This window comes from Cupriavidus basilensis, from assembly GCF_029335485.1.
Taxonomy (GTDB): Bacteria; Pseudomonadota; Gammaproteobacteria; order Burkholderiales; family Burkholderiaceae; genus Cupriavidus; species Cupriavidus basilensis_E.
On sequence record NZ_JARJLM010000240.1, the window covers coordinates 1 to 21,971 of the forward strand.

The 21,971-nt window shown below is 64.1% G+C and carries 23 protein-coding genes and 1 pseudogene; 11 read left to right on the plus strand and 13 right to left on the minus strand.

Translation table 11 applies throughout. The features are described 5' to 3' along the window. From P3W85_RS13910 to hisD, 11 genes are all read right to left on the minus strand, one after another. A partial coding sequence (locus P3W85_RS13910; RefSeq protein ID WP_276265209.1) for a proton-translocating transhydrogenase family protein occupies nucleotides 1–220 on the minus strand: 220 nt, incomplete at its 3' end. A gap of 21 nt (nucleotides 221–241) precedes the next feature. Then, a complete protein-coding gene (locus P3W85_RS13915) occupies nucleotides 242–1,357 on the minus strand; it encodes a Re/Si-specific NAD(P)(+) transhydrogenase subunit alpha (protein ID WP_276265224.1) in 1,116 nt (371 codons plus the stop codon). A gap of 89 nt (nucleotides 1,358–1,446) precedes the next feature. After that, a complete protein-coding gene (locus tag P3W85_RS13920) occupies nucleotides 1,447–2,427 on the minus strand; it encodes a Bug family tripartite tricarboxylate transporter substrate binding protein (RefSeq protein WP_276265210.1) in 981 nt (326 codons plus the stop codon). Between the two features lie 64 nt (nucleotides 2,428–2,491). Next, nucleotides 2,492–3,505 carry an Ldh family oxidoreductase gene (locus tag P3W85_RS13925; protein WP_276265211.1) on the minus strand — a complete coding sequence of 338 codons (1,014 nt, stop codon included), beginning with the start codon at nucleotides 3,503–3,505 and terminating at the stop codon, nucleotides 2,492–2,494. Continuing rightward, entirely contained in the window at nucleotides 3,502–4,437 is a 936-nt protein-coding gene (locus P3W85_RS13930) for a hydroxyacid dehydrogenase (protein ID WP_276265225.1), read from the minus strand. Before P3W85_RS13930 ends, P3W85_RS13925 begins: the two co-directional genes overlap by 4 nt. Continuing rightward, complete coding sequence (locus P3W85_RS13935) at nucleotides 4,437–5,612, minus strand: UxaA family hydrolase (RefSeq protein WP_017229431.1); 1,176 nt, start codon at nucleotides 5,610–5,612, stop codon at nucleotides 4,437–4,439. The genes P3W85_RS13930 and P3W85_RS13935 overlap by 1 nt, the downstream gene beginning before the upstream one ends. A 55-nt stretch (nucleotides 5,613–5,667) precedes the next feature. Next, the gene (locus P3W85_RS13940; protein ID WP_017229430.1) at nucleotides 5,668–5,949 is read right to left on the minus strand and encodes a UxaA family hydrolase; all 282 of its coding nucleotides are present in this window, start codon (nucleotides 5,947–5,949) and stop codon (nucleotides 5,668–5,670) included. 280 nt (nucleotides 5,950–6,229) lie between these two features. Continuing rightward, nucleotides 6,230–7,249, minus strand: a complete 1,020-nt coding sequence (locus P3W85_RS13945) for a galactitol-1-phosphate 5-dehydrogenase (RefSeq protein ID WP_276265212.1) — start codon at nucleotides 7,247–7,249, stop codon at nucleotides 6,230–6,232. Nucleotides 7,250–7,289: 40 nt separating this feature from the next. Then, complete coding sequence (locus P3W85_RS13950) at nucleotides 7,290–8,624, minus strand: MFS transporter (protein ID WP_017229428.1); 1,335 nt, start codon at nucleotides 8,622–8,624, stop codon at nucleotides 7,290–7,292. A gap of 92 nt (nucleotides 8,625–8,716) precedes the next feature. Continuing rightward, nucleotides 8,717–9,514 (minus strand): (S)-sulfopropanediol 2-dehydrogenase HpsO, encoded by a 798-nt coding sequence (gene hpsO, locus P3W85_RS13955; protein WP_276265213.1) that lies wholly within the window; start codon nucleotides 9,512–9,514, stop codon nucleotides 8,717–8,719. A gap of 2 nt (nucleotides 9,515–9,516) precedes the next feature. Continuing rightward, nucleotides 9,517–10,827, minus strand: coding sequence for a histidinol dehydrogenase (gene hisD / locus P3W85_RS13960; protein ID WP_276265226.1), 1,311 nt, complete (start codon nucleotides 10,825–10,827; stop codon nucleotides 9,517–9,519). A gap of 313 nt (nucleotides 10,828–11,140) precedes the next feature. Here hisD and P3W85_RS13965 point away from each other — a divergent pair, with 313 nt between their 5' ends. The 10 genes from P3W85_RS13965 (at nucleotide 11,141) to P3W85_RS14005 (ending at nucleotide 17,503) form a co-directional block, all read left to right on the plus strand. Continuing rightward, nucleotides 11,141–12,124, plus strand: a complete 984-nt coding sequence (locus P3W85_RS13965) for a LacI family DNA-binding transcriptional regulator (RefSeq protein WP_276265214.1) — start codon at nucleotides 11,141–11,143, stop codon at nucleotides 12,122–12,124. A gap of 556 nt (nucleotides 12,125–12,680) precedes the next feature. After that, complete coding sequence (locus P3W85_RS13970) at nucleotides 12,681–13,424, plus strand: tyrosine-type recombinase/integrase (protein WP_276265215.1); 744 nt, start codon at nucleotides 12,681–12,683, stop codon at nucleotides 13,422–13,424. Nucleotides 13,425–13,600: 176 nt separating this feature from the next. Then, nucleotides 13,601–13,855 (plus strand): AbrB/MazE/SpoVT family DNA-binding domain-containing protein, encoded by a 255-nt coding sequence (locus P3W85_RS13975; protein WP_276265216.1) that lies wholly within the window; start codon nucleotides 13,601–13,603, stop codon nucleotides 13,853–13,855. Next, the gene (locus P3W85_RS13980) at nucleotides 13,855–14,217 is read left to right on the plus strand and encodes a type II toxin-antitoxin system PemK/MazF family toxin (protein WP_017229422.1); all 363 of its coding nucleotides are present in this window, start codon (nucleotides 13,855–13,857) and stop codon (nucleotides 14,215–14,217) included. Before P3W85_RS13975 ends, P3W85_RS13980 begins: the two co-directional genes overlap by 1 nt. A 19-nt stretch (nucleotides 14,218–14,236) precedes the next feature. Then, on the plus strand, nucleotides 14,237–14,767 hold the full coding sequence (locus tag P3W85_RS13985) for a toprim domain-containing protein (RefSeq protein ID WP_017229421.1): 531 nt from the start codon (nucleotides 14,237–14,239) through the stop codon (nucleotides 14,765–14,767). 15 nt (nucleotides 14,768–14,782) lie between these two features. After that, complete coding sequence (locus tag P3W85_RS13990; RefSeq protein WP_276265217.1) at nucleotides 14,783–14,941, plus strand: hypothetical protein; 159 nt, start codon at nucleotides 14,783–14,785, stop codon at nucleotides 14,939–14,941. A 44-nt stretch (nucleotides 14,942–14,985) separates the two neighbouring features. Beyond that, nucleotides 14,986–16,194: a TonB family protein gene (locus P3W85_RS13995; RefSeq protein ID WP_276265218.1), complete on the plus strand. Its 1,209-nt coding sequence runs from the start codon at nucleotides 14,986–14,988 to the stop codon at nucleotides 16,192–16,194. A gap of 204 nt (nucleotides 16,195–16,398) precedes the next feature. After that, nucleotides 16,399–16,653, plus strand: coding sequence for a hypothetical protein (locus tag P3W85_RS14000; RefSeq protein ID WP_276265219.1), 255 nt, complete (start codon nucleotides 16,399–16,401; stop codon nucleotides 16,651–16,653). After that, entirely contained in the window at nucleotides 16,650–16,763 is a 114-nt protein-coding gene (locus P3W85_RS45510) for a hypothetical protein (protein WP_430869544.1), read from the plus strand. Before P3W85_RS14000 ends, P3W85_RS45510 begins: the two co-directional genes overlap by 4 nt. An 89-nt stretch (nucleotides 16,764–16,852) precedes the next feature. Continuing rightward, nucleotides 16,853–17,503, plus strand: coding sequence for a DUF998 domain-containing protein (locus P3W85_RS14005; RefSeq protein ID WP_276265220.1), 651 nt, complete (start codon nucleotides 16,853–16,855; stop codon nucleotides 17,501–17,503). A 289-nt stretch (nucleotides 17,504–17,792) separates the two neighbouring features. Here the strand turns inward: P3W85_RS14005 and P3W85_RS14010 are convergent, their stop codons facing one another. Both P3W85_RS14010 and P3W85_RS14015 read right to left on the minus strand, forming a co-directional pair. Next, nucleotides 17,793–19,853 carry a sensor histidine kinase gene (locus P3W85_RS14010; protein WP_276265221.1) on the minus strand — a complete coding sequence of 687 codons (2,061 nt, stop codon included), beginning with the start codon at nucleotides 19,851–19,853 and terminating at the stop codon, nucleotides 17,793–17,795. Further along, nucleotides 19,826–21,229 (minus strand): sigma-54-dependent transcriptional regulator, encoded by a 1,404-nt coding sequence (locus tag P3W85_RS14015; protein WP_276265222.1) that lies wholly within the window; start codon nucleotides 21,227–21,229, stop codon nucleotides 19,826–19,828. Before P3W85_RS14015 ends, P3W85_RS14010 begins: the two co-directional genes overlap by 28 nt. A 298-nt stretch (nucleotides 21,230–21,527) precedes the next feature. Between P3W85_RS14015 and P3W85_RS14020 the strand changes: the two are divergent. After that, nucleotides 21,528–21,971 (plus strand): annotated as a pseudogene (locus tag P3W85_RS14020) (MFS transporter); the annotation flags it as partial.

Below are 21,971 nucleotides of genomic sequence, written 5' to 3' on the forward strand. Positions count from 1 at the left end.
CGAGCGCCACCGCCAGCGTGCCCATGGTGCGGCCCACCGCGCCCTCGGTCAGGCCGGCCGCCAGCATGGCGCCGACGATGATGATGGCCGAGATCGCATTGGTCACGGCCATCAGCGGGGTGTGCAGGGCGGGCGTTACCGTCCAGACCACGTGGTAGCCCACGTAGATCGCTAGCACGAAGATGATCAGGTTGATCACCGTGTGGTTAATGCCTTCCATGAAGGATTCCTTGGAGGTTGCTTACTGTGCCAGCGCCTGTTCAGCGTCCTTGGTCATCAGGCAGGCGGCGACGATGTCGTCCCCCCGGTCGACGGCCAACTTGCCGTCTTTGACGATCAACTTGAGAAAGTCGAGCACATTGCGTGCATAGAGTGCCGAAGCGTCGGCCGCCACCATGCTGGCCAGGTTGGTGTGCCCGATCAGCGTGACGCCGTAGCGCTCCACCACTTCGTCGGCCACCGTGAGCGGGCAGTTGCCGCCTTGCGCGGCAGCCAGGTCGACCACCACGGAGCCGGGCTTCATGGCCCGCACGGTCTCATCCCGGAGCAGCACCGGCGCCTGCCGGCCCGGGATCAGCGCCGTGGTGATGACGATGTCGGCGGCCTTGGCGCGCTCGTGCACCAGTTCGGCCTGGCGCCGCATCCAGTCCGCCGGCATCGGACGTGCATAGCCGCCCTCGCCCTGCGCGATCTCGCGCTCTTCATCGGTGACGAACGGCACATCGAGGAACTTCGCGCCCAGCGATTCGATCTGCTCCTTGACGGCGGGACGCACGTCGGAGGCTTCGATCACCGCGCCCAGCCGCTTGGCGGTGGCGATGGCCTGCAGCCCCGCCACGCCGGCGCCGAGGACCAGCACGCGCGCGGCCTTGACGGTGCCCGCGGCCGTCATCAACATGGGCATGAACCGCTGGTAGTGGTGGGCGGCGATCAGCACGGCCTTGTAGCCAGCGATATTGGCCTGCGAAGACAACACGTCCATGCTCTGCGCGCGCGTGGTGCGCGGCGTGGCTTCCAGCGCGAAGGCGACAATCCCGGCTGCGGTCATGCATGCGTTGTTCTCCGCGTCGAATGGATTGAGCATGCCGATCAGCACGGTGCCCGGCTTCATCAGCGCAAGCTCAGCACCATCCGGGGCGCCCACCTTGAGCACCAGATCCCCTTCGAACGCCTGTGCGGCCGTGCCGATGCGCGCGCCGACGGCCTCGTAGACAGAATCCGGCAGGCTCGCACGCACGCCGGCGCCTGACTCGACAATCACCTGGTGGCCCTGTGCGACGTACTTCTTAACGGTCTCCGGCGTAGCCGCGACGCGTGTTTCCCCTGCCCGCGTTTCCCGCGGGATCCCGATTTTCATCATGCGCTTTCCGCAAAATTCTGCCACTTAGGAATGAGACGGCGGCCAGGACAGGCCGCCCCTCCTGGCTTGCAGTCGGATCGACCGGATCATTCGGCCCGGATCTGCTTATCGACGATCACGCGGGCCCAGCGCGACACTTCGCCGTTGAAGTACTCGGTGAACGCGGCGTTGGCCTGCGGTGCCGGCGTAAACCCGGCTGCGGTAATCCGGTCCCGTATGTCCTTCGATTCCAGCATCTTCGCCACCGATGCGCCTACCTTTTCCTGCACCGGCCGGGGGGTGCCCGCCGGCATCATCACGCCAGTCCAGTTCTCCACGATCAGGTCGGGGAAGCCGCTCTCCACCACCGTGGGCACACCCGGCAGAAGCGGATGGCGTTCGCGTGCGGTCACCGCCAGCGCACGCAGCTTGCCACCCTTCACATACTGCAGCGATTCCGGGAAGTTAGAGAACACCACGTCGATCTGCCCACCGATCAGGTCCGTCAAGGACGGCGCGCCGCCCTTGTAGGGTATGTGCGTCAGGTCCGCCTTGGCCAGGTCTTCGAACAGCGCCAGGGTCAGGTGCGGCGGCGTGCCGTTGCCGCTCGATCCGGCATTCAGCTTGCCGTGGCGCGCCACTTCGGCCAGGTCCTTCATCGACTTGATCGGCGAGTTCATCGGGACCACCACCAGCATAGGCGACGACGCGATGCGCGCCACCGGCACCAGGTCTTTCTGCATATTGAACGGCAGCTTGGGAAACAGCGTGACATTAGCCGCATGGGTCAGGGTCACTGCCAGCCAGGTATAGCCATCGGCCGGCGCCTTGGCCACCTGGTCCGCACCGATATTGGCGTTCCCGCCGGGCTTGTTGTCCACCACCACCGGCTTCCTCCAATCCTCGGAGAGCTGGTGTCCGACAAGGCGCGCCATGATGTCGGTCAGTCCGCCGGCTGCGAACGGCACCACATAGCGAATGGGCTTGCTTGGATAATCGACGGGCGCCGCCGCACTCTGGCCAAGTACCGGCGTGACGAGCAGCGCGACAGACAGGCCGGCCAGAAGCCGGACCAGAAATCGGTGCATGTTGTGTCTCCTGTGTGTATGGATGCGCCCGTCCATGGCGGGCGTTTTATTGGTGTGCCGGACGTTACTTCATGCCCTCCCCGGCCAGGGCCTGCAGTTCAGCCAGAAGTACGTCCGGCACCTCGATGCCTTGCGCCGCTGCCTCGGCTTCCGTGGCCTGTCGGCGTGCGCCAGGCAGGCGCGTGCCAGGATCAGCCAGCATGGCCGCCAACAGTGCCTCCACCCTGCCGTAGTACACCTCGTCGCCGCCGAAAGCCGCCGGATCCAGCACCAGGAACAGCTGTCCGATACGCGGCCGGTTTCCCTCGTCCTCGAAGAAGGAGTCCGCCTCCGCACCAAACTGCGCGCCAGCCAGCGAGACAACCAGCAACTCCACCATTAGCGCCAGCATTGCACCCTTGACCCCGCCCGCGGGCAGCATCGAGCCGCGCAGCGCGGCTTTCGCGTCGGTGGTGGGCCGGCCCTCTTCATCGAGTGCCCAGCCTAGCGGTATCGGCTTACCCTGTTTCGCCGCGACCATGATCTTGCCGCGCGCCACTTCCGACAACGACAGATCGATCACGACCGGCGGCGCCCCGCGCCGCGGGAACGCGGCGGCGATCGGATTGGTGCCGAAGAGCGGCTTGCGCCCGCCCCATGCCGGCATCGCCGCGGGCGAGTTGCCCAGCGCCAGGCCGACCATGCCCGCCGCCGCGACGGCGTCGAGATGAATCGCCGCCGCGCCAAAGTGGTGGCTGTTCGTCACTGCGGCAACCCCCACGCCCGTGGCACGGGCCCGCTCCATCGCTTCGGCCACCGCCAACATACAGGCGGGGAATGCGAAGCCACTGCCAGCATCCACCAGCACCGCGCTGGACTGCTGCCGGCGCACGGCGGGCACGGCGCGCCCGTCTACGCGATCGCGCCGCAGGTGCGCCACGTACATTGGCACCCGAGAGACGCCATGTGAAGGCAATCCGGTCGCATCTGCCCGCACCAGCGCCGCTGCCGTGGCGCTGGCCTGCAATCGGCTGGCGCCAGCGCTGCGCAAGGCGCGCGCCGCCAGCTGCGTCAGCGTGTCCACATCGAGCCGGCTCATCGTTCGCCCTCCAGCGCTTGGCGCACCTGCTGCGCGATCAACATGGAAACGCGGGCATTGGCCTCGCGCGTGACGCCGCCGATATGCGGCGTCAGGATCAGGTTCGGTGCATCGGTCAGTGCCGACTTGGCCGGCAGCGGTTCGTGCTCGAACACATCCAGCGCCGCGCCCGCCAGCCGCCCGGAGCGCAGCGCTTCGGCCAGGGCGGCCTCGTCGACCACCCCGCCGCGCGCGCTGTTGATCAGCACCGTGCCGGGCTTCATCGCCGCCAGCCGCTCGGCGTCGATCAGATGCTGGGTGGCCGGCACCAGCGGCACGTGCAGGCTGACCGCATCCGCTCGTGCCAGCAGCGCATCGAGTGCCAGCGGCGTGACCCCGCTGTCTTTCCACACAGGATCCTCTGGCGTCATCAACGGATCGAAGGCCACCACGCGCATGCCCAGCGCCTGAGCCAGCGCCGCCGTCTGCCGGCCGATATCGCCGAATCCGATCAGTCCCAGCACCTTGCCCAGCACCTCCCTCCCTTCCGACAACGCCGCGCGCGGCCACTGCCCCGCCACCATCGCCCCGTGGCTGCCATAGGCGCCGCGCAGCAGCATCAGCGCCGTGGTCACCACATATTCCGCGACCGAACGAGCGTTGGCGCCGGTGGCCGGAATTACGCGGATCCCGCGCGCCTGGCAGGCCTTCACGTCGATATTGTCCAGCCCCACACCCAGCCGTCCCACCACACGCAAAGCGGGCGCTGCCGCCAGCAGCGCGGCGTCCACCTGGGTGTGGTTGCGCACCACCAGCGCGCTGGCCTGGCCGACCGCGGCCAGCAGGTCGGCGCGGCGGTCAACCCAGCCGGGCTCGTACTGCAGGTCGAACCCTGCGGCCAGCACTGCCACGGCATCGGGGGCCATGAACTCGCTAACGCAGATGCGCTCCATCATGCGGACTCGTGGATGCGGGTCAGGACGAATTCGCGGTGGCCCAGCGCCTCTGCGGCGGTCCAGCGTCCGTTGATCGTGGCCAACATGCATTCGAGCAGCTTGTCGCCGGTCTGGTCCAGCGTCAGCTCGCGCTGCAGCAGGCCCGAGCAATCCACATCCATGTGTTCGCTCATCAGGCGCACGGTACGCGGGTTGGCGCACAGCTTGATCACCGGCACGATCGGATTGCCGATGACGTTGCCCTGCCCGGTCGGGAAGAAGTGCACCACATAGCCCGAAGCAGCGCACAGCGTCACCATCTCGGCCGCGGCGGAAGACGAATCCATGAACCACAGCCCCGGACCGGTCGGCTCTTCGGCCTTGTCCAGCACGCCATCGACGGTGCACTTCTTGCCGATCTTCTGGATATTGCCTAGCGCCTTCTCCTCGATGGTGGTCAGGCCGCCGGCGATGTTGCCCTTGGTCGGCTGCGACTCGGACAGGTCGGTGGTCTTCCAGCGGTCGATCATGCCCTGGTAGCGGTTGAACATCGCCATGAACTCGTCGCGCACCTTGTCGTTGGCACAGCGTGCGGCCACGATGTGCTCGCCGCCGGTCAGCTCGGAGGTTTCGCCGAACACCAGCGTGGTACCGAGCGGATGCAGCTTGTCGAAGGCGTTGCCTACGGTGGGGTTGGCGCCGCAGCCGGAGGTGGTATCGGACTCACCGCACTTGGTCGAGACCCACAGGTCGCTGATCGGGCATTCCACCCGGTGCAGCGCCGTGGCGTATTGCACGAATTCCTTGGCGGCCTTGGAGGCGCGCATGATGGTGTCATGGTCGCCGTGGCCCTCGATGCCGAAGCCGACCACCGGCTTGCCAGTCTTGGCGATACCGTCGACCACTTTCTTGGTCCAGCCGTCCTCGATGCCGATCACCACCACCGCAGCCACATTGGGGTTGCTGCCGGCACCGATCAGGGTGCGGAAGTGCAGGTCCAGGTCCGGACCGAACTGGAGGCGGCCATAGGGATGGGGGATCGCCATGGTGCCCTTGATGGCAGCGGCGACCGCCTCGGCGGCGGCGTTGGAGAGGTCGTCCAGCGGCAGGATGATGACGTGGTTGCGCACGCCCACACGGTTATTGTCGCGGCGATAGCCCCAGAAGGTGGTGTTGCGGTCGATGATCGTCATGGCTTTCTCTGTGCAGTCTTTGGGATTTTTCTAGCGGAATGAATGGCCGGGTGGCTTACCAGCGCTTGGTCTTGATGTTGTGGACGTGCGCGTGCTCGCCTGCCTTGATCGGTGCCACGACCTTGCCTATGTCGATCCCGTACTTGTAGACCGTGTCGCTTACCGCCATGTCGCGCAGCGCGACCTTGTGGCCCATCGGGATCGCCTGCAGCGCCTTCACCGAGATCGTGCGGTCCTCGTCCATGATCCAGGCGTTCAGCTCGGTACCGGCCTCGATTCCTTCCACCACGGCCACTGCCACCGTGTCCTTGGCGTCATGCAATACAACGTGAATCATCTTTGTCTCCTCGCGGTCTGGTTGGGGTGTGGAATGATCATAGAATCCAAATTCATCCATGTCAACTAGCTCATATATATGACTTGCATTGGTAGGTAGATGTGCTGTGGCGCAAGAAAGAACCTGAGCGCTGGAGCGATACGGTCCCGCCTGCGTCGATCGGGCACGAAACGACACGCGCGCGCCTGCAACAAGCGCGAACGTGCGATACCGGTACTGGTTTGGAGAAAATGCCGCGGGCGAAGCCGCGGCAGCGCGCGTGTACAGGTTTGCTGGAAAATCAGACCATTGCGGCTTCGGGCAGCAGCACCACCTTGGCTCCCGCCACCTTCCCGCCATCAAGATCGCGGAAGGCCTGCGCGCCATCCTCCAGCGCTCGGGTCTCCACCCAGCCCAGGTCGCCGAAGGCGCCGCCGTCGAGCGCGGCCACCGTGGCGCGCAGGTCGGCCATGGTGTAGGTATAGGTACCCAGCAGCGTCAGTTCCGCCAGCGTCAGCTTGCGCATATCGATCTCGCTGGCCCAGTCCTGTAGCCCGATGTGCATGATGACGCCACCAGGACGCGCGGCCGCCAGTGCGGTGTTGCGCGTCGCCTTGGCGCCTACTGCGTCGATCACCAGATCCCATGCCGCCTCCGCCGGCGCTTGCGTACGCGGATCCAGTGTCGCGCAGCCCAGGTTGTCGGCAATCGAAGCGCGCCGCAGCGGGTTGGTCTCGGCCACCGTGACCTCGCGGCAGCCATAGGAACGCAGCAAGGCGGCAGCCAGCATGCCGATCGCCCCGCCGCCGAGAATCAGCGTGCGCACCTCCGGCACCGGCCTGACCATTGCGCGCATCGACAGGTTGACCGCGTGCAGCGCGGTGGCCGCCGGCTCTGTCAGGGCCGCGTGGATGCTGGACAGGCTGCCCGGCAGGGGAATCGCGCAGGCCAGCGGTATCGACAGGAATTCGGAGAATGAGCCGGGCCGGGTCATGCCCACCATGGTGCGGTTGGAGCACAGGTTGTCGCGGCCCTGCAGGCAGTAGTCGCAATGGCCGCAGGTAATCAGCGGGTTCGCGGTGACGCGCGTGCCAATCGGCAACGCACGCTCGTCGGCGGAGGACACAACGGTTCCAGCAAACTCGTGCCCGAGCACCAGTCCCGGCTGGCGGCGCGGATCGTGGCCATGGTAGGCGTGCATGTCGGACCCGCAGATGCCGGTGGCATCGATCCGCAGCACGGCCTCCCCGGCAACCAATGTCGGCATCTCGCGCTCCTGCAGCTCGACGCGGTTCGGTTCGGTGTAGACAAGCGCTTTCATCTGTTTCCTTCCTGAAATAGTGATATGCGTGCGTTGTGCATCAGGCGTCCAGCTTGGCAGGCGTGAACGCGCTCGCGCGGGCGCGGTGGGCGGCAATCCAGGCGGTGCAGGCCGCGCTCATGAGGCCGATCGCCAGCACGTACATGCACAGGTACCAGGGCTGCCCACCAGCCTTGGCGTTGAGCCAGGTGGCAATGATCGGGGTCAGGCCGCCGGCGAACACGCCGGCGAACTGATAGACGAAGGAAATCCCGGTGTAGCGCACACTGGCGTCGAACACCTCGGAGAACATCGAGGACATGGTGCCGAACACCGCGGCGTGAAAGATGCCAAAGGGAATGATGATGGCGGCCCATACCAGCGCGATATTCCCGTTGCTGTGCTCCATCAACCAGAACGCCGGAAAGGCCGACAAGCCCGCCAGCAACGCGCCTGTGCCATAGACCAGAGGACGACCCACGCGATCCGAAACCGCACCCCACAGCGGGATGAAGAACGTCATCACGGCGGCGCCGATCAGCACCCCCAGCAAAGCATGGTTGCGCGACAGTTGCAGCGTCTGGGTCAGGTAGGACAGGGAATAGACACCGAATACATTGAAGAACACGCCATCGATAAAGCGCGCGCCCATGCAGGCCAGCACCACGCGGGGATAGCGGCGCAGCATGGCCATGAAGGGCAGCCCCTGGGCCTGCTTGCCGCGCGTCTTTGCCTGCGCAAACTCGGGCGACTCATCCACATGCGAGCGCATATAGGAGCCGATGCCCACCATCACGGCGCTGAGCAGGAAGGCAACGCGCCAGCCCCAGGCCAGGAAATCCTTGTCCGACAACAGCAGAGACAGGGTGGCGATCACGCCGCTGGCGAGCACCAGACCGAGCGACATCCCGGTCTGCGGCAGGCTTGCGAAGAAGCCGCGCCGATGGCTGGGCGCGCTCTCGAAGGTCATCAGCACCGCCCCGCCCCACTCCCCGCCCAGGCCGATCCCCTGCGCCAGCCGGCACACCAGCAGCAAAATGGGCGCCCAGACGCCGATCTGGTCGTAGGTGGGAATCAGGCCGATGGCGGTGGTGGCCACGCCCATGATCATCAGCGTGAGGACCAGCATACGCTTGCGGCCCAGCGTGTCGCCGAAGTGGCCGAAGATGACGCCGCCGAGCGGACGTGCCACAAAGCCCGCGGCGAAGGTCGCATAGGCCAGCAGCGTGCCCACGACAGGATCGTCCGAGGGGAAATACAGCTTGTTGAAGACCAGTCCGGCGACCACGCCGTACAGGAAAAAATCGTACCACTCCACCATCGCGCCGATCGTGCTCGATGTGACTACCTTGCGCAGCTTGTGCGCTGGCGCACCTCTGCTCGCTGTCGAATCCATGATCCTGTCTCCTGCCTTGTATTTTTATGTAGAGGGCATGGCGGCCGCCGCGCGCAAGCGCGACTGCACTTCTGGCGCCATGGTCTGCGTGTTTACCTTGCCGTGTAGCCTCCATCCACCATGAAGGTCTGGCCGGTGATGTAGGCCGCCATATCGCTGGCGAGGAAGGCCGCCAGCCCGTGCAGGTCCTTCAGTTCGCCGTTGCGGCCCATGCAGGTGCGCGCCGCGTGATAGCCGGCTAGCTCGGTGTCGGCAAATACCGGGCCGGTCAGCGCCGTCGGGAAGAAGCCCGGACCGATTGCGTTGCAGGTGATGCCGTGCGGCGACCACTGCTCGGCCATGGCGCGGGTCAACTGGACGATCGCACCTTTGGCGGCGCCGTACGGCGCGCTGTTGGCGAAGGCCCGATGGGATTGGAGCGACGCGATATTCAGGATGCGGCCCCAGCCGCGGGCCTGCATGGCGGGCGCCAGGCCCTGCGTGAGGAAGAAGGGCGCGCCGACGTGCGTATCCAGTTGCAGGCGCCAACTGGCCGGCGTCACCGCCCCGAAAGGCTCGCGCAGGTTCATGCCCGCCGCGTTGACGAGGATATCGATGGCACCGAAGCGCTGCAGGATAGCCTCCGACAACGCCGGCAGCGCGTCGAGGTCGGACATATCGCCGGCCACTGTTTCGGCCGTGATGCCCAGTGCATCCAGCCGGGCCGCCGCTTCGTCAAGCTGGCCCTGCCGCCGGGCGGTCAGCACCACGCGCGCGCCGGCCAGCCCCAGCGCGGTGGCGATGGCCTCGCCTATGCCGGAACTGCCGCCAGTCACCAGGGCTTGCCGCCCTCGCAGATCCGGTACCAGCCCTGGCGGCAAGGCGGCCGAAGTGATAGTTGGATATGGCATTGTCAAACCTCGACCGGAACACCGGTTTCGAAGCGCTCGGCAGGGAAATACTTGGCCAGCCGGTCGTCGGCGGTACGCGCATGCGCCTCCATGCCTTCCAGCCGGGAAATGCGCGCGGTCACTTGCCCGATCTGCTGTGCGGCTTCGCGTGTCATCTTCTGCCAGGTCAGCGTCTTCATGAACTTGTGTACCGACAGCCCGCCCGAGTAACGCGCCGCGCCCTTGGTGGGCAGCACGTGGTTAGGCCCGCTGGTCTTGTCGCCAAAAGCCACCGTGGTTTCCTCGCCCAGGAAGAGCGAGCCGTAGCAGGTCAGCCGCGCGAGCCACCAATCCAGGTCGTCGGCATGTACCTCCAGGTGCTCGGAAGCATATCGGTCGGACACCTCCACCACCTCTTCGCGGCTATCGCACAGGATCACTTCGCCGTAGTCGCGCCAGGCCGCCGCTGCCGCGTCACGTGCCGTGGGCGGCAGGTCAGCGATCAGCTCGGGGACCAGGGCTATGACACGCTCGGCCAACTGGCGGGAAGTCGTGAACAGCCAGGCCGGCGACTCGTGCCCGTGCTCGGCCTGCCCGACCAGGTCGCTGGCAACGATGCGGGGATCGGCACTGTCGTCGGCGATCACCGCCACCTCCGACGGTCCAGCGAACACATCGATGCCAACCTGGCCGAACAGGGCTCGCTTGGCCTCCGCCACGAACTTGTTGCCCGGCCCCACCACCACATCGGCCGGCTTGCCGGTGAACAGCCCGTAGGCCATCGAGGCAATGGCCTGCACGCCGCCCAGCGTCATGATCACGTCCGCGCCGGCCGCCTGAAAGGCATAGAGCACGTGGGGGTGCATGCCCTGGCCCCGGAACGGGCTGGAGCACGCGACCACCGTCTTCACACCCGCGGCTTTGGCCGTGGCCACGCCCATATAGGCCGACGCGATATGCGCATAGCGCCCGGCTGGCGCGTAACAGCCAACCACATTGACGGGAATCACCCGCTGCCCCGCCGTCACGCCGGGATGCAGCTCCACGGAAAACTCGCGCAGCGACTCGCGCTGCGCCATGGCGAAGTCGTGCACCTGCTTGATGGCGAAGTCGATGTCGGCACGTACCGCGGCCGGCACCTCGGCGGTTTGCCGCCGGATCTGCTCCGGCGTAAGGATGAAGTCGCCGCTCCAGCCATCCAAATCCCTGGCGTACTGGCGAACGGCATCGTCGCCGCGCGTCCGGATCTGAGCCAACATCTCCGTCACGACTTGCTGGGCAGTTGCCGTTTCGGTCTCCGGCGTTTTGTTGGCTTTCTTCAGGTAGATCATGATTTCCCTAGTGCAGGTTGGTGTCAAATATGCAAGCGCTATCAAATCTTGATCATCATGATTGAAACGGCATTTCATGCACTGATAAAGCACATAATCTCTTCCGATCCAATGTCACTTCAAATTGAATGTAAGCGCTTTCATGCGTAAGAATAGTGCACCGGCCAGTCGATGCAAGCTAGGGTTTTCCTGTGGTTTGAGCGGGAACGCTATGTTGCGTCGCACCATTCACCCGACCCGCGCGCGGGAAGATCGGAGACAATGACGCCATTCGACAGACGGAGCAGAGGCTGTGCGGCGTGCAAGGTTAGAAGATGTGGCGAAACTCGCGGGCGTATCGATGGCGACCGTCTCGCGTGCCCTTTCCTCACCCGCGGTGGTGCGGGAGAAGACCCTTGAGCGGGTCCAGTCGGCCATTGCGGCGCTGGGCTATGTACCGGACGCGTCCGCACGCACGCTCGCCTCCGGGCGCTCGCGCACGGTCGGGGCGGTGGTACCCACTTTGGATAACGCCATATTTTCAAATGCAATCCAAGGTCTTCAGACGACCCTGGCCGAGCACGGGTACCAGTTGCTCTTGGCCACCCACAACTACAACCTGAAAAGCGAGATCGCCGTGGTTCGCGCCTTATCGGAGCGCGCGGTGGACGCCTTGGTGCTGGTGGGCAGCGAGCATGCGCATGAAACGTTCTCGATTCTGGAAAAGAGCGGGATCCATGCCCTGCTGACGTGGTCGCTGTCCAACGACTACCCTTGCATCGGCTTCGACAACTTCGAGATTGGCGCGATGGCCGCGCGCCACCTGCTTGAGCTCGGCCACCGCCGCTTCGGCATGATCTCCGGCATCACACGGCATAATGACCGCGCACGCCAACGCGTGGAGGGCTTCGTCAACACGTTGAAGGCACACGGCCTGGCTCCTCAGCCAGGCGCGATCTGTGAGCAGCCCTACGGTTTCGCGGGCGGACGGGCCGGGTTGCAGCGTCTGATGAGCGTTGGCGCAGAGCGCCCCACTGCTATCTTCTGCGGCAATGACGTACTCGCGCTCGGATGCCTCTTTGAAGCCGCCTCACTCGGCATACGGGTCCCCGACGATCTATCGGTCATCGGCTGCGACGACCTGCCGATCGCCGCCGAAATCGCGCCGGGGCTGACCACCATCTCCCTGCATACCCGTCAGCTTGGCGAGCTCGCCGCGCACGCGCTGCTGGACTGGTCGCAGGACGGCACCATTCCAGGCCGAACGGAGCTACCGGTGAGCCTGGCGCGCCGCGGCACCACCGGCCCCGCGCCACAGTGAACGGAGCGGCGACCAAGACGCAGCAGCGTCCCCCTTCTCGTCCTCAATGGATTGCACCACTTCGGCCGCATATTCCGTAGCCACTGGTCTTCGCGTTCCTGTCTGAAGTCAGACCATGATGCGCTCCTGTCAACGCACCACGGTTGCCGATGCCGCTGCCAGGTAGCCGATAGTCCCTACCAGTTTTGAAGGGATGGACGAGAAGTCCAGAAGAGCCCGCGGTTCTGCGCAGACACGCATTTGCTCAAGTGCGTGCCCGCCAACGGGGACCGCTAGCAGGCATTAGCAGGCAAGTTGGATGCCCACTATCGCTATGCGGCTCAAATCGTGGTCGTACGGCAGCAGGGGGCCGTAACAGGCGGGCGAGCACCTGCGCGCCGTCTTAGCGAAACGAGTGCTTTGACTTACCTATCGACAAAACCGGTAAGGGGTATCCAGATTTCCTGTTTTTCCTAGGAAGTCAGGAAACAAGCCGGTTTATCATGGAAAGGAGCGCTGGCCGTTTCTCTCTCGTAACGCAGCTCGAAATCGAGCGTATTCCGAGATCGGAGGAACCATGGAAATCAAACGCGCAAAGACCCTCAAGCCTCCCCAAATCCGCCACCTGCTCCGCGTCATCGAGGCCACCAACCGGCACCCGGAGCGCGACGTGCTCATACTGCTTCTTGGCTTTACCTGTGGCATGCGAGTATCGGAGATAGCCCGAATCGAAGTAGCCGATGTTTTGCTACCTTCGGGCAAGATTCGAGATGAGGTGAGCCTGAGGGCCGCGATCACCAAAGGCTGCCGTCAGCGGTGCGTTTATCTGACCCATCCCAAAACGGTTGCCGCCCTGGAACGCTATATCGAATGGCGATGGGGGCGCGACAAGGGCACGGCGTTGGACCGTCGCATGTATCGTGGTCCGATGCCCCGAACGTGTCTTATCCTCACGCAGAAGGGCGGCCCCTACGAGCTGAGCATCAAGCGCCGAATCAACGATGCCGACGAGCAAGTCTATTGCTTGGCCGCCGACAGCCTGCAAACCTATGTGACGGGCCTTTATCGCGCCGCAGGGCTCGGCAAGGGCTACAGCAGCCATTCCGGAAGGCGGACGTTTGCCAGCAAGCTACTCGCGCAGGGGCATTCCCTCGACACCGTTCAATTGCTACTTGGACATTCACAGCTCGACCATGTTTCCCCATACCTCGAAGTCACCAAGCGCGACTTCGAAGCTGCTGGCGAAGCCGTCGAATCCATTCTTCTGCTTGGCGGCGCCGAAGGCGTGCGCGCCCTACTTGCAAGGGGGCGCGATCGCTAAAGCACGACCCGCCACCGCCGATGTTTTGAGGGGGAGGCGTGCGCTGATCCTGCGTATAGCAGCCTGGCCATGGCCGTCAGCCCGCGCCCGCTTCTGCGCATGGGCGCGTATAAACATGTTGAAACCCAAGGGCGATTCGTCTAAACTGGTTTCTACGAATTCAGGAGGTTTGCATCATGGCAAAGACAGCAACGCTCACGCTCCAGCAGTGGGGCAATAGCCTGGCGGTTCGCATCCCTGCTGCGGTTGCTCGGGCCGCACATTTTGAGGTCGGGCAGGAAGTCCAGGTCACAACCGATGAGGTCGGTGTGACCGTTAAGCCAGTTGGCCCGCGCAAACTGACGCTGACCGAGAAGCTAGCGCTGTTTGATCCGGCCAGGCACGGCGGCGAAGCAATGGCTACCGGCCGTATCGGTGCGGAGGTGTTCTGATGGCGGGAGCTTCATGGGTGCCGGATCGTCGCGACATCATTTGGATCGATTGCAACCCCCAAGTGGGTCGTGAGATGAAGGACCTGCACCCCATGCTGGTCCTGTCGCCAAAGGCATTCAACGAGCGGACCGGCATTGTGATTGGGCTCCCGATGACGACTGCCGAGTTCAACGACACCAATCCGTTTGCGATCAAGTTCAAGGGGCCGAAAAATCTGGCGAGCTACGTGCTCGCGCACCAGCCAAAATCGTTTGACTGGCGTGCCCGTGGAGCGAAGGCTCACCCGTGGAAGCAAGTTCCGGCAGACGTTTTCTCTGCGGCGTGTGAGCAGCTAAACCAGATCATCGCTATCTGCGATTAGGAAAAAGACGGAGGACGTCATGGAAGCAATGAGGACGCACTTGGCGGCGCGCGGGCTCGACCCAGCACGCTACAGAGGCGTGTTTGTCTCTGATGATAGCGTGACGTTTGCTCTGTGGAATCTGTCGGGGCAAATGGTCGGCTATCAGACCTACCGCCCGGATCGGCCGAAGGCTCACGATGGAGATCCGCGCGAGCAACGCTACTTCACGTTCGTCTCGCGCTATGGGGCACGGACACCGGAGTTGGCTGTCTGGGGGTTGGAAACCGCGCAGGCTGGGAGTCCTCTGTTCCTTTGCGAGGGTGTCTTCGACGCATGCAAGCTGCATTCCCTGGGACTCTCGTGCGTCGCGACGCTTGGCAGTGATCCAAAGCCGCTGCGTCAGTGGCTCGCCTGCTTGCCGCAGCTCACAGTTGCCGTGTGCGACGGAGATGCTGCCGGCCGGAAGCTGGCCAAGTTCGCCAACCAGGTGGTGTACCTGCCGGAGGGAAAGGATGCGGGAGATCTCGCGGAGCAGGATCTAAGGAACGCCCTGGCGTCGTACCTGTGACAACAAGGAAAAGCAGTGGCGAAACTCTCTCAAGCGGCCATCCAGTTGCTTCGTGATGCTGGTTGCACTGAGGTGGCCGACGACTACATTCTTCTCGGTGACACCGACCTGCATGTGCTACTGTCGCACCGCGCCGTCAATGACTTGAATCAGCAGGCTCGCGAGCAGAAATAAAAATGTGAAAATAGTGGCACTCTCGCTCAACGTGAAAATTGTCCATGAAATTCGCTAGCGCCGTGGCGAAGACGGTACTTCATTCGCTGATCGCGATTTTCCCCACTTACGTCTTGGCGCAACCCAATACGGCCGAAATTGCGCAAGTATTCATCGCTGACAAAGTTCGGCAGCAACTACTGGCTGATTGGGGCCGCACTGATGATGCGCTGCCCTGTGCGGCGTGGATGGCGCCATCGGCATTGGGCAAGAAGCTGGCCGGCGTAGTCGCGTCGGACTTTTCTGCCTCCGAATTTCAAGAGGCCTTGGACTTTCTAGGAAGCGGGCCCGGTCAGCGCTATGCGGATCGGCAACGGAATCTGTCGCCGGTCTCGTCTAGAACGGAAGCAGACTTGGATGCGGAAAGACAGTTCTTTAACACCCCACTTGGCCTCAAGCTTTTAGATCGCCTGACCATCCAGAAGTATGCCGAGATCGCTAAAGGCCAATTCAAGGCAGACTCACCGGAATGCAAGGCCGCCCTTGAGCCAGTCCCAGGCGTAAGACATGTCGCCGAGGTCAACTTGACCGACCTCGCATGCACCCTACCGAGGGTTACTTATCCCGCTGCCGCTCGGCGCCAAAATCAGTCTGGCACAGTATTGGTTCGATTGCTCGCCGATGAAAGTGGCTTGGTGCGTTTTGCGGGCATTCGCAGATCTTCTGGATTCGCATCGCTGGATAAGGCAGCACAGTTCGCCGTGCTAAGCATGAGATGCCGCCCCTACCAGACCGCCGACGGGAAGTTGCACAAGGTAACCGCGATTCAACCAATAGCATTTGCACTCGATTCGACCCAAACGAGTAAGAAGGGAGATGATCTGACAATCGAGAGCGCGTCGAGCCCGCCTCGGCAGACGCTAGATGATCGCAGGGCAGCTCTTGCAAGACTGCAATCTCTGGTCGCCGGGGCATCAGCCGGTACGGTAGCTCCAGGCACTATTGAAGACTTCGCTAGTGCCGTCCGCGATCAAGTCCGTCCCTTTATAGCCTATGGAGGCGCACTGGAAGACTTAGAAAGGAACCCAAAGGTTGTTGTTCGGGTCTTCATCGACAGCGAAGGAAATGTGTTGCAGGTCCGCACAGAGGAAGTCAGTGACAATCCCGTCTGGAATTCCACCGTCCTTCGTGCCATCAGAAATGCATCGCCTTTGCCCGTGCCACCGAAAGGCCAACGGACAGATTTCACGATTACGTTTAGGCCGAAGGAATAGCGATGGAGCCCGCTCAACAACCCGGCGAACCGCTCGGCCGCAGTTGCCAGATGTGCGGAAGGCCACTGGAGAACGCGAACGATCCACTGAGTGCTGACTGTGGCGGAGATTGCCTGAATTGCTTGGCTGATTGCGGCGACCCTGACTGCATCGCGGCCATCGAGGCGCTGAAACGAACTGATAAGGTTTAACGAAGGAAAAGACATGTTTGACCGAATCGGCACGCTCGTGACCACGCACGATTTCGCGTTTCAATCGTGGAACGACCGGTACAGCAAAGGCGTATGGGCCGCCCTTGGGCCGTTGGAAGGATTTATTGACACGGTGCGCGACCTGTCAAGCGCAGGCTATCTCGACATGATCCCGGCGATGGACTACGTGCTTAGTGTGGACTGGCTGCCGATGGTGTCTCGCGCTCCCAAAAGCAGGAGGTGGCCGACGCGATCACCCAAGCCATGACGACGTCTTGCGAATGTACACCCGACAGCGTCCACGTCGTCTTCCCGGACGTGCTGGCCTCGGAGTGGGCGATCGGCGGAAAATTCCTCGCGCCGCCGCGCGAGGCTTGAATGTCACGAGCCGGCCCTTAACGATGCCGGCCCACAATTTGGCAGGAGGGAGAGTCCTTCCTGCGCTCGTTGGCTTATCGACAGTTGAAATGACAGTAGTTCGTTCACAATCCCGCTGGACCCGTTTCGGTTATTTGTCAGGCATGTTGGCGCCGCTCTGGCTGGCGACAGGCGTCACGCTCGTGTCGCTGTACTACCCTGGCTACAGTCACGTCAGGCAAGCGATGAGCGAGCTTGGCGCCGTGGGTGCACCGACGCATCGGTGGTCGCCCCTGATCAACAATTTCCCGTTGGCGTTCTGGTTCGTCTCGTTCGGATGCGCCGTATGGCGCACATTTACGGAGAACCGGCTTGCCCGCGTGAGCGCCGTGTTGCTACTGATTCACGGCTTGGGAAATGTCGCGACGGGGATGTGGACTTGCGATGCTGGATGTCGTCTGGACGCCGTGTCGTCGTCCCAGCAGATCCACAATTTGGCTGGCCTTGTCATGGCATTGTCATTACTGAGTGCCAATACGCTGTGGATCGTGCTGGGAAAGCGTGCGCTCGGTCTTGGTTGGCTCAGTGCACTGTCGGCCGTTACAACGCTCTTTTGTTTGTTGACATTACCGCTGATGGCCCAGACCGCAGGAACTGGCGGTCCGTTCGGCTTGTATCAGCGCATCAACTACGGCGTGTCGATCGCGTGGGTGGGCGTATTGGCGGCGACACTGTACTGGCGCCGCGTTGCACGCCAATAGACCGTCTGCTCAAGCGCGCGGTACTCGAGGCAGTGACGGGACTCCAGTTGAACGCAGGAGCTGCATCGAACACGCGCGCAAAGTGCACGGCCTATCTAAGAACAGCGATAGTGCTGCATGGCGTGCCTGGCTTGAGCGGTGCGCGTCACGGGCTGGTCGAATGCGATTGATTGCTTCTGGCCGTGAACGGCCGCCTGCGGTGACCTTTCTCGAGTCGAGAGGCCGATACCGCAACCCAAAGCGGGCACTCAAACTGCCGAGCGGCAAGGCGCTGCCGCATGCCACGTCATCACACTTCGCCGCCTGCCTCTGACTGCGTCGGGAGCCCGTCGTCGCGCAGCCACATGATGAATTCGGCGCCCTGCCCCAGCGTGCTTTCCACCGTGATGCGGCCGCCATACCGCTCCACCAGCGCATAACTGATCGACAAACCCAACCCGGTTCCCATCTGCTTCTTGGTGGTGAAGAACGGGTTGAACAGGTTGGGCAGGTCTTCTTCCCCGATGCCCTGGCCGGTGTCGCGCACATAAAGCGTCACGCCCCGCCCGTCCCAATCGCGCGTACCCAGCGTGAGCGTGCCGCCCCCGGGCATGGCGTGGATGGCATTGGTCAGCAAGTTGACCACCACCTGCTGCAGTTCGCTGCGGCTGATGCGCACCTGCCGCGTGGCCTGGCAGTCCAGTTCGACCCGGATCGCGGCGCCCTTCAGCATGTGCTGGACCAGTTCGACGCAGCCTGCCGAGACCTCGCCCACATCCAGGTTCTCGATACTGCCGGCGTAGGCTTCTGGCCGGACAAACTGCAGGAGCCGGTTGGTCAGCAGCTGAATACGGCGGACCTGTTCGTCGATCAGCCGCAGTTCATGCCGGACCGGTTCCGCAGCCGGGCCCAGGATCTCGCGTGCCACGTCCAGGTTGCCCTGGATCACGGCAATCGGATTGTTGACTTCATGCGCCACGCCGGCGGTAAGCTGCCCGGCGACGGCGAGCTTTTCCGACGTGATCAGCTGCTGCCGGGCCGCCCGCAAGACGGCGTTGGATTCCTCCAGCTCGCGGGTGCGTTCGGCCACCTTGCGATCGAGTGAGTCCGCCCAGTCCTTGAGCTGGGCATTTCGCTGCTGCAGGTCCGACAGCAGCTGGTCGAACTGGCCGGCAAGCTGGCCCAGTTCGTCTTCGCTGCCCACCGGGCCTACCCGTGCCTCCGTATCGCCGGCCTTGAGCGCGCGCATGGTGCCGACCATCCGTGCCATCGGCGCGAACACGCGCCTGGCCCATAGCAGCGAAAACAGCGCCCCGGCCACGGCCAGCAGCAGGAACAAGCCCACCAGCACGCCCAGCGCCAGGTCTTTGGCCTGGCTGATCGGCCTGGCCAGGTAGCCCACGTACAGCATGCCGATGCGCTGGCCGCGGCTGTCGGCGATCGGCTCGTAGGCGCTCATGTACCTGTCGCTGACGACGAAGGCCAGGTCCAGCCATTTCTCGCCGCGCAGCAGCACCTTGTCGCGCACCTCGCGCGAGACCCGCGTGCCCAGCGCCCGCTCGCCATGGAACAGCCGCACATTGGTGGCAATGCGCGTGTCGTCCATGAACAGGGTCGCCGTGCCCTGGCTGCCACGAGGCAGGGATTCCGGCTGGTAGACCAGCGCGTTGATCGTGTCGATAAAGCCAAGGTTGTTATTCAGCAGTGTGCCGCCGTGCAGGATCGCCACCAGTTTGCCCGCTTCATCGAATACCGGTGCCGCCGCGTGCACCACCATGCCGCGGGTTTCCTGGGTCCTGTCGGTCGCCGCTGCGTTGACGGTGGGGCGTAGCGCCACCTGTGCACGCCGGGCAAGCTCGCCGGAAACGGCGGCCAGTTGCGTGGCAGACCAGACGTCCGTGGCGGCGTCCGCGCGGCCAGCCGCGGCACTAGCCACCACGCGCCAGGCGGCATAGTCGGCCCCTGCTGCGCCGGCTGGCGCAGCGGCAAGCAGCCGCCCTCGCGGGTCGAGCAACTGCAGGAAATCGAGCCCGTGCGTGCGCCGCGCGTCGGCCAGGATGCCGGGCAAGGCGTCGCGGCGGCCAAGTCCGTCCACCAGCGCATACGACCTTGCCTCCTGCAGGACACGGTCGCCCACGCCACCCACCATATGCTCGAAGTACTCGTGGGCGACCAGCAGGTCGCTGTTGACCTTGTATGCCAGCAACGCCTGGAACGCGCGGTTGCCCCACAATCCCATGATCAACAGGAGCGCCATCAGCGCCACCAGCAGGGGCGCGACCACGATCGATACAAGCTTGGCGCGCAGCGAGGCGCGATAGCGGCGCAGCAGCGCGGCCGGGCTCAAGGACGCAGGCCCCACTGCAGGCATTTCCGGTCCAGGGTGCGGCGCGAGATGCCCAGCCGGCGCGCTGCTTCCACCCGGTTGCCGCCCTCCGCCGCCAGCACTTGCAGGATGTGCCGCCGCTCCACCGCCTCCAGCAACGTGGCGTCGTCGGCCGGCGTGGCTGCGTCCTCGCAGGCCTCTTCCGGCAGGCCGGCCTGCGCCGGATCGGCATGCTGCGCCAGCAACTCGACCGGGTATTCGCCCAGGATCAATGCCCGCTCCACCAGGTTGCGCAGCTCGCGCGCATTGCCTGGCCAGTCATAGCCCTTGAGCAGCCGGATCAATGAAGGCGACTGCGGCACTGGGGGCAGTCCGAGCTGCGCGGACAACTGTTCCGAGAAATGCTCGGCCAGCGGCACGATGTCTTCCGGCCGCGTGCGCAACGGCGGGATGGCGACGGACACTACGTCGAGCCGGTAGTACAGGTCCTGCCGGAAGCGCCCGGCGGCAACCTCGTTGGCCAGGTTGCGGTTGCCGGCGGCGACGATGCGCACGTCCACGGCAATCTCGCGCTCGCTGCCGAGCGGCCGGATGCGCCGGTCTTCAATCACCCGCAACAGCTTGGCCTGCATCGGCAACGGCAGCTCCGAGATCTCGTCCAGGAACAGCGTGCCGCCGTCGGCATAGAGGAACAGGCCGTGACGCGCCCCGGCCGCGCCGGTGAAGGCACCCTTGGCGTGGCCGAACAATTCGCTTTCGATGATGTCGGGCGCCATCGCGCCGCAATTCAGCGGCACGAACTGGCCCTGCCGCCCGCTGAGCCGGTGCAGCTCGCGCGCCACCACTTCCTTGCCGGTGCCGGACTCGCCCGTCACCAGTACCGTCGACGGCATCGGCGCCACACGCGCGACCAGGGCCATGACCTTCTTCATGGCTTCCGACTCGCCGATGAAGTGTTTGTGGATAGTGTACTTGTCCAGCTCGCGGCGCAGCAGGTAGTTCTCGCGCGCGAGCCGGGTCCGGTCGAAGCAGCGCTGGATGGCATTGAGCATCTGGTCGACGCGGAACGGCTTGACGATAAAGTCCGCTGCGCCCGAGCGTAGTGCGGCGATCGCCGTGTCCATGTCAGCGAAGGCGGTCATCAGGATCACATCGGCCGGGTTGCCGGCCGCGCGCAGTGCCTTGAGCCACTCCACCCCGCTGATGCCGGGCAGCGCCACATCGAGCAGGATCAGGTCGAAATGGCGTTGCTCCAGCAGCGCGGCGCCCGCTTCGGCGCTGTCGGCCGTCACCACGCTGTCCACCTTGGCTTCCAGCGCGCGGGACAGGAACGAACCCATGCCGGCCTCGTCGTCCACCACCAGGATCGCGCGGCGCTGCCAGTTGTCTGGTTCGGCTGCGTTGCTTTGTCGTTCGCTCATCACTTTAGTTGTTGCGGGGGCAAGAGGAGAGTCTAACGACAGTGCACCATCCGCCAGTATTGGGAGTAAACCGAGCCAGCCGCGGAAATCGCGGCCGCAGATGGACAGTTTGGCCCAGGCGAGGGGCCGCCGGCAGGACATTTTGTCCACGGCTTATCCTGGCGGCACCGTCAGCGCACTGCAAACCATTGACGGCAAACGGAATCCGCCATGGGCACAGGTCTTGCTGAACGATGCACTCCAGCCCATCGCACCACGCGCAAAAAGAGGCTGCCACTTCCAGGTAGGAGACAACTTCATGTCATATCCCGCGCAAGCGCAAACGCCGTCGCAATCCTCGCAGCAGCGGTCCCAACATGCGCCGCCGTCCCGGCTATCGCCGCGCCCCTCGGCCTTCTCCAAGGAGGCCATCATCGCCGGCCCGGGCTTCAACCGCTGGATGGTGCCGCCTGCCGCGCTGGCGGTGCACCTGTGCATCGGCCAGGCCTATGCCTTCTCAGTTTTCAACGAGCCGCTGACCCGGATCATCGGCGTCACGCAGTCCGCCCCGGGCGACTGGCAACTGACCACGCTGGGCTGGGTGTTCTCGCTGGCGATCTTCTTCCTCGGCATCTCGGCCGCCTTTGCCGGCAAGTGGCTGGAGAAGGTCGGGCCGCGCCGCACCATGTTCACGGCGGTGTGCTGCTTCAGCGGTGGCTTCCTGGTGTCGGCGTTGGGCATCTGGCTGCACCAGATCTGGCTG